Annotated in this window: 4 protein-coding genes; 3 read left to right on the top strand and 1 reads right to left on the bottom strand. The window is 37.6% G+C overall.

The features are described 5' to 3' along the window. Positions 1–206 precede the first annotated feature (206 nt). On the bottom strand, positions 207–692 hold the full coding sequence (locus V5290_RS17045; protein WP_333388636.1) for a GNAT family N-acetyltransferase: 486 nt from the start codon (positions 690–692) through the stop codon (positions 207–209). 264 nt (positions 693–956) lie between these two features. On the opposite strand from V5290_RS17045, the gene metA reads away from it, so the two are divergent. From metA to V5290_RS17030, 3 genes are all read left to right on the top strand, one after another. Further along, complete coding sequence (gene metA, locus V5290_RS17040; protein ID WP_333388633.1) at positions 957–1,874, top strand: homoserine O-acetyltransferase MetA; 918 nt, start codon at positions 957–959, stop codon at positions 1,872–1,874. An 897-nt stretch (positions 1,875–2,771) separates the two neighbouring features. Further along, positions 2,772–6,455: a methionine synthase gene (gene metH / locus V5290_RS17035; RefSeq protein ID WP_333388630.1), complete on the top strand. Its 3,684-nt coding sequence runs from the start codon at positions 2,772–2,774 to the stop codon at positions 6,453–6,455. A gap of 422 nt (positions 6,456–6,877) precedes the next feature. Then, positions 6,878–8,100, top strand: a 1,223-nt coding sequence (locus V5290_RS17030) for a hypothetical protein (protein ID WP_333388627.1), incomplete at its 3' end; no start/stop codon positions are given.

The following is an 8,100-nucleotide window of genomic DNA, read 5'->3' as shown; positions in this document are numbered from 1 at the left end:
TTCTATTGTACTGATTAACCCAGATGGTGAGTTTCATGCTACCTTTAAAGCTGCTCGTAATGCGCAAGGTATTAACCATGTGAATATGGATTTAATGGTCGAAGATATTAAAAAGATTCAAGCTAGCTATCAGGAAAGAAAATTAAATCAATAATGGCTTAATAGACTGTAACCATTAACAATTGCTAATGGTTACTAATTAATATTTATAGTGTTTTTGTCCAAAACAAAGCACTACCAAACTCAGGGTCTAACTGATAATCCGAAAACCCTAATGCTTCATAAGCTTTACAAGCGACTTCATTACCACTCAAAACTTCAAGTGTGATTTTACAACACTCACGAAACTTCGCTAATTCTTCAATTCTTTCAAATAAGTGTTTAGTTAACCCGTTACCTCTGTAGTCAGAATGAACTACTACATCATGTATATTAAACAATGGTTTACAGGCGAAAGTAGAAAAACCTTCAATGGCTGTTAACAAAGCAGCAGGGGTTTCCCCATCAAAAATTAATACAATGAATACGTCCGTTCGCTTCATTAAGCTAGGCACTAAATTTTGTTTAGCATAATCACTAATATCCTTACCGCCACCCATAGGATCGCTGGCATAGTGCGACATTAAACTAAGGTATGCTTTAGCATGTTGAGGGTTGTTCAAGTCTGCAATCAGCGTTTTAGTTTCTAACATAGTCATTCCTTTCATATTATTGATTAATGTAGGCAGTCTAACGAAAGCATTAGGCAGATACTAGAATAGTCGCTCAATAAAGGGAGCTGATGCACTGGATTTGTCCAGTATAGTGTTGGATTTTAACTAAACCTGTTGTTTTATATGAATAAACAGAAAGAAACTTTTAGTCTAATAAATAGAAATTATAAATAATAGTGTCTAAATTTTATTATGGTGTTAGACTTCTAGACATCTAAACGTTTATTTGTAGAGGAAGCTAATATGCCAATTCGTATTCCAGACGATTTACCTGCATCGAGTATTTTAAAATCTGAGAACATCTTTACGATGTCTGAGACACGTGCAAGCCACCAAAATATCCGTCCACTACGCGTATTAATTTTAAACTTAATGCCGAAAAAAATTGAAACAGAAACGCAGTTGATGCGTTTATTGTCTAATACTCCTTTGCAAGTTGATATAGAGCTGTTACGAGTTGATGCACGAGCAAGCCGGAATACGCCACAGAAGCATTTAGATAAGTTTTATGGGGATTTTGAACGTATCAAAGAACAAAAATGGGATGGTTTTATTATTACAGGTGCACCGCTAGGCACTATCCCTTTTGAAAATGTTTATTACTGGGAAAAATTCACTGAAATTGTTGAATGGTCTCGCCATAATGTCACTTCAACATTATTTTTATGTTGGGCCGCACAAGCAGCTTTAAAAATATTTTACGATTTAGACAAAGTGACTCGTGATGAAAAATTATCAGGCATCTATCCACATAAAACACACCACCATCAACATCCTCTAGTACGTGGGTTTGATGATGAGTTTTGGGCTCCATTATCGCGATATGCAGAATTCGATAGTGACAAGATTAAAGAAAAAACTGATCTTACTGTGTTCGCAGATGAGGAGGAAGCAGGAGTTTATTTAGCCGCTAGCCCTGATTGTCGCCAAGTTTATATTACAGGACACCCTGAATATGATGCGACAACTTTACATAATGAATACTTGAGAGATTTAGAAGAAGATTTAGAGCCTGAATTGCCAATTAACTACTACCCTCAAGATGATGAAAATCTGCCTCCACGTGCTATTTGGCGAAGTCATGGTAACTTACTATATAGCAACTGGTTAAACTATTGTGTTTACCAGGTAACACCTTATGATTTGACTGATTTAACCTAGTGATAATGTGATTAAATTAGCTTTAAACATAGTATTTTGGTTTTTTTATAAATTTTTTTATTAAAAAACTAGCGAAACTGAAATCACTTTCTATACTTATTTATGAGTAAGGAAATTACTCTTGTAGCAACAATAGTTATTACAAAATTAATTAAGGAAAATAGGTTTATAAAGAGAGTTTGTTTATCACAACAGACTTTTTAAATACGTTAATAAATAAATTTTATAATTTAATCAATATATTATGGAGGTACAGTTATTTTTTCTTATTATTCGTACCGGTGCATGAACAATCAACTATTATTGAGTTATTAATATAAATACTCACCCGCTCGCAGAGCAACTAAGTTGGTTTTGATTTGATTGATACCGGTTGTACTCATTGACACTGGAGGTTTGATTATTATTAGTTTTTATAGTTTGCTTAAAAGCGGATGTCAGTGCTAGGCGTTTCATTAATTGCTAAACGCATTGCCAACGGGCGTTACTTACATTTGCTTTTAACATATTAATTGTAAGTTTTGGTTTAAATACAGTTTATCAAATAACTGTTTAGAAACAGCTACAATTCAACCGTTCTTTATTACACAAAAGCGAGCTACTTGATGGCTCGCTTTTTTATTCCTTTAATATCTATTTAGCTGCAATTACTTACCGGAATTTAGTTATCTCATCTGTTTTATTACTTGCAATACCTTATCGATTGATACATCCACAACATGAAGAATATTCATTTATATCGCTGTTTTGTGTTTTATCGAGTTAACAACTATCAAAAAATTCATAATTTATAACAGAATATTTCAAGATAGAAATGCCTTTGAAAGATTATGAGCTTAACTTTTATGCTATTATTCGCTCTCATTTTTTATTCTAAATAAAGCAGCAGGGAACTCTATGTCGGCAAGTGATCGTAGTGCGATAATAAAAGCGCAATTAGAAAAGCACATTCTTCTGATAGATGGTGGTATGGGAACCATGATCCAAGATCAGAAATTTGAAGAATCTGACTTTCGTGGCGAACGCTTTAAAGAGTGGAGTTGTGATTTAAAAGGTAATAATGACTTATTAGTACTTACTCAACCCGAAGTGATTGCTAATATTCATCGAGAGTATTTGGATGCTGGCGCAGATATCCTTGAAACTAATACCTTTAACGCAACGACTATCGCTATGGCCGATTATGAGATGGAATCCATCTCTGCTGAAATAAACTACGAAGCTGCACGCATTGCGCGTCGTGTCGCCGATGAAAAAACCGATGAGACTCCTGACCGTCCTCGCTTTGTTGCTGGTGTGTTGGGTCCAACTAATCGTACTTGTTCTATCTCTCCTGATGTTAATGATCCTGCTTTTCGTAATGTTACCTTTGATGAGTTAGTCACAGCTTACATCGAATCTACCAAAGCATTGATTAAAGGCGGCAGTGATTTAATCCTGATTGAAACCATCTTTGATACGTTAAACGCCAAAGCTGCCGTTTTTGCGGTAGAAACGGTATTTGAAGAACTCGGTTATAAGCTCCCTGTAATGATTTCGGGCACAATTACCGATGCATCTGGTCGTACGTTATCAGGACAAACGACAGAAGCTTTCTACAACTCATTGCGTCATGCAGAGCCACTGACTTTTGGTTTGAATTGTGCTTTAGGTCCTGACGAGTTACGTCAATATGTACAAGAGATGTCACGAATTTCAGAAACTTATGTTTCCGCTCATCCTAATGCGGGTTTGCCTAACGCTTTCGGTGAATATGATTTAGAAGCCGATGAAATGGCAACTCATATAAAAGAGTGGGCTGAAAGCGGCTTTCTTAATTTAGTGGGCGGTTGTTGTGGAACTACTCCTGCGCATATTAAAGCGATGGCGGATGCTGTTGCTGGTGTTAAACCTCGTGAGTTACCTGAGATTGAAGTAGCTTGTCGTTTAAGTGGTTTAGAAGCATTAACAATTCGTGCGGACTCTCTTTTTCAAAATGTAGGTGAGCGAACTAATGTTACTGGTTCTGCGCGTTTTAAGCGTTTGATTAAAGACGAATTATACGATGAAGCCCTTGAGGTAGCATTACATCAAGTTGAAGCTGGTGCTGATATTATCGATATCAATATGGATGAAGCGATGCTTGATTCATTATTTGCGATGAAGCGCTTCTTAAACTTATGTGCATCAGAGCCTGATATATCACGTGTTCCAATCATGGTGGATTCTTCTAAGTGGGAAATTTTAGAAGAGGGTCTTAAATGTGTGCAGGGTAAAGGTATTGTTAACTCTATCAGTATGAAAGAAGGAGTTGATAACTTTATCCATCAAGCCAAGTTAATTCGTCGTTATGGTTTTGCTGTGATTGTAATGGCCTTTGATGAAGTTGGTCAGGCGGATACACGTGAACGTAAATATGAAATATGTAAACGTTCTTACGATATTCTTGTTAATCAAGTGGGTTTCCCGCCTGAAGATATCATCTTTGACCCTAATATTTTTGCCGTTGCAACTGGTATTGAAGAGCATAATAACTATGCCGTTGATTTTATTGATGCGGTAAAAGACATTAAAGATAACCTACCACATGCGATGATTTCTGGTGGTGTTTCTAACGTATCTTTCTCATTCCGAGGTAATAACCCAGTACGTGAAGCTATCCATGCAGTGTTCCTGTATTACTGTTTCCAAAATGGCATGGACATGGGGATTGTTAATGCAGCCCAATTAGCGATTTATGATGATATTCCTAAAGAACTAAAAGATGCAGTGGAAGACGTTGTTTTAAACCGTAATCCTAATGCGACCGATGCATTACTAGATATTGCTGAAAAATACCGCGGTGACGGTGCTGCAAAAATTGATGATAGTAAAGCACTAGAATGGCGTGGTTTACCTGTTAATGAACGTATCGCACATGCTTTAGTAAAAGGTATCACTGAGTTTATTGAAGAAGACACCGAATTAGCTCGTCAAGCCGTTGATATGCCCATTGAAGTGATTGAAGGGCCGTTAATGGATGGCATGAATATCGTAGGTGATTTATTCGGTGAAGGTAAAATGTTTTTACCACAGGTGGTTAAATCAGCACGTGTAATGAAACAAGCAGTTGCTTATTTGAATCCATTTATTGAAGCGACTAAAGCTGTGGGTGCTACCAATGGTAAGGTAGTAATGGCAACGGTAAAAGGTGATGTTCATGATATTGGTAAAAACATTGTTGGGGTTATTTTGCAATGTAATAACTATGAGATTGTTGACCTTGGAGTAATGGTACCGACTGAAACTATTATTAAAACTGCGATTGCTGAAAAAGCTGATCTCATTGGTTTATCTGGTTTGATCACGCCTTCACTAGATGAGATGGTATATGTTGCTAAAGAGATGCAACGTCAAGGTTTGAAGTTACCATTATTGATTGGTGGCGCAACAACTTCTAAAGCACATACTGCCGTGAAAATAGAACAAAACTACGATGAGCCTGTGGTTTATGTTTCTAACGCTTCTCGGGCCGTGGGTGTTTGTCAAAAACTATTAAACCCAAAACATAAACCAGAATTCGTAGAAAAACTGAATCAAGATTATCAGCGTGTACGTGAGCAACATGCGAATAAACGCCCACGTAGTGCGCCTATTGGATTGGCGCAAGCGCGTGCTAATGCAGCCAAACTCGATTGGGGTAACTACCAACCCAAAGTGCCTAATCAGTTAGGTGTACAGGTGATTAAAAATATGTCGATTAATGTGTTACGTGAATATATTGATTGGACACCATTCTTTATGACTTGGGGGTTAGCTGGTAAATACCCGCGTATATTAAAAGATGAAGTTGTTGGTGAAGAGGCAACTCGCTTATTTGCTGATGCATTAAACATGTTAGATACAGTAGAAGCAGCTGGAGAAATCAGTGCATCAGGTATCGTAGGGATTTTCCCAGCGAACAGTGTTGGCGATGATATTGAAATTTACAGTGATGAAACACGTTCAACTGTATTACAGGTCAGCAACCAATTACGTCAGCAGACAGAGAAAAAAGCACCTTTTGTTAACCACTCATTAGCTGATTATGTTGCACCTAAATCAACGGGTGTGGCTGATTATATTGCAGCCTTTGCGGTAACAGGCGGGATTGGTGAGCGAGAAGTTGCTGATCGTTATAAAGCAGAGAATGATGATTATAATGCGATTTTAGTCCAAGCTGTATGTGACCGCTTAGCTGAGGCTTTTGCTGAGTATCTACATCAGAAAACACGTAAAGAGTACTGGGGCTTTGCGGCCGATGAAACTTTAAATAATGATGATTTAATCCGAGAAAAATACCAAGGTATTCGTCCTGCCCCTGGTTACCCTGCTTGTCCTGAGCATAGTGAAAAAGCAGTTATTTGGGATTTGATGAAAGTAGAAGAAGAGATAGGAATGCAGCTTACATCAAGTTATGCAATGTACCCTGGTGCAGCTGTTTCAGGTTGGATTTTTTCTCACCCAGAGAGTCGTTACTTTGCTATTGCTGGCATTCAACAAGATCAAGTTGAGGATTATGCTCAGCGTAAAGGCTGGGATCTTCAAACTGCAGAGCGATGGTTAGGACCTAATATTGGTTAATCGGTTATAGGTGCGCGAATAATGTTCAATAAAATCGCTGTTCTTGTAGACTTAATATAATAGGTATAAAGCTCCCTCCAAAATGAAATTTATTTATACTAATTACGTTAAGTCGCGTAATTAGTATTATATAACAGTAAAAAGTATCCCATTTTACTGTTGTATAATTCATCTGACTTTTGTCAATTAAATCTTCTATTTAAATCACTAATTAGCCTTACTTACCGTCATAACAAGCCCAAGAATCGTAATTAATGTTATTTTTGTGTTTAAGTTAAAGGTTAACTAATAATCAAATTTACTATTTCGCGACCTTTAACTATTATTATTACTTTCGAGGTGTAAACTTTTAGTTTTATTCTTGATCCTATTGCTCAGTGTACCGTACATAACTATCAGAATTTAAAAGTAGGAAAATCATCATGGCCGAACAAAATAAACCAGCAAGTATAAGCAGTGAGTCTGAAGTTGAGTTAACCGAAGAGCAATTAAACTTGACTGGAGAGCCATTAGAAGCTGCTGAAATTTTACCTGAATTAGATGGTAGTGAACAATTACAAGCAGAAGTAGAAAATATTAATGCTTCTGAGACTAATCAGTTAAATGAAGTTGCTGTTGATGATCTTGAAGCGATACTGGCGCTTGGTGAAGAAGTTTTAGATTTAGATATTGAAACTGCAGCTGGTGAAGAGTCGGGTGGCGGCTTTACTTTAGTAGATTTTGGTAGAGATGGCGAAGAGACTATCGCTACAACTGACTTTGAAACATCAGGCTTTGATGATGATGCTACTTTTCCTGTTTATACTGATGAGAATTCAAACGCAACGGCAATCAATACACCGCCTACTTTAACAATAATTAGTAGTAATGACTTTATTGAAGATGATGGCAGTGCAACAGAAGGTGCTGTCGTATCATTATTCGATATTGCAGATGCAGATGGCGACGAAGTTATCGTTATTTTAAGTGATACTGTTAACTACGAAATTGTCGGAAATACAGTTGTATTGACAGAAGCTGGGGTTGCTTTAGTAAATAGTGGGCAGGAGTTACCTGCTTACACTTTAACACCAAGTGATGGTGCAATAAATGGTGTCACTGTATCCGTAGATCCAAGTGTAACTGCTGTAAATGATGCTCCTAGTTTAATAATTACAAGTTCAACAGACTTTACAGAAGATGATAATAGCGCAGTTGAGGGGGCCGTAGTTGCCACATTCGATACTTTCGATGAAGAAGGTGACGATGTCACTGTAACCTTAAGCGACACCGTCAACTATACATTAGTTGATGGTGCGGTGGTATTAACCCAAGCGGGTGCTGAACTAGTCAACAGTGGTCAAGAGTTACCAGCGTTTACCTTGATTCCAAGCGATGGCACGACAGATGGGGAGACGGTAAATGTTGATCCAAGCGTAGATATCGTTAATGACGCACCAGAAATTATTAATCTAGTAAGTAACGACTTTACTGAAGACGATGGTAGTGCCGTTGAAGGTGCTGAAGTTGCAACATTCGATACCTTCGATGAAGACGGTGACGAGGTGACGGTCACCTTAAGCGATACCGTTAACTATGCATTAGTTGATGGTGCGGTGGTGTTAACCCAAGCGGGCGCGGAATTAGTCAATAGCGGTCAAGAGTT

It is taken from the genome of Psychromonas arctica (assembly GCF_036697365.1).
GTDB classification, from domain to species: domain Bacteria; phylum Pseudomonadota; class Gammaproteobacteria; order Enterobacterales; family Psychromonadaceae; genus Psychromonas; species Psychromonas arctica_A.
The sequence above is the reverse complement of the archived record's forward strand: the minus strand, read 5'-3'. Positions and strand labels throughout refer to the sequence as shown.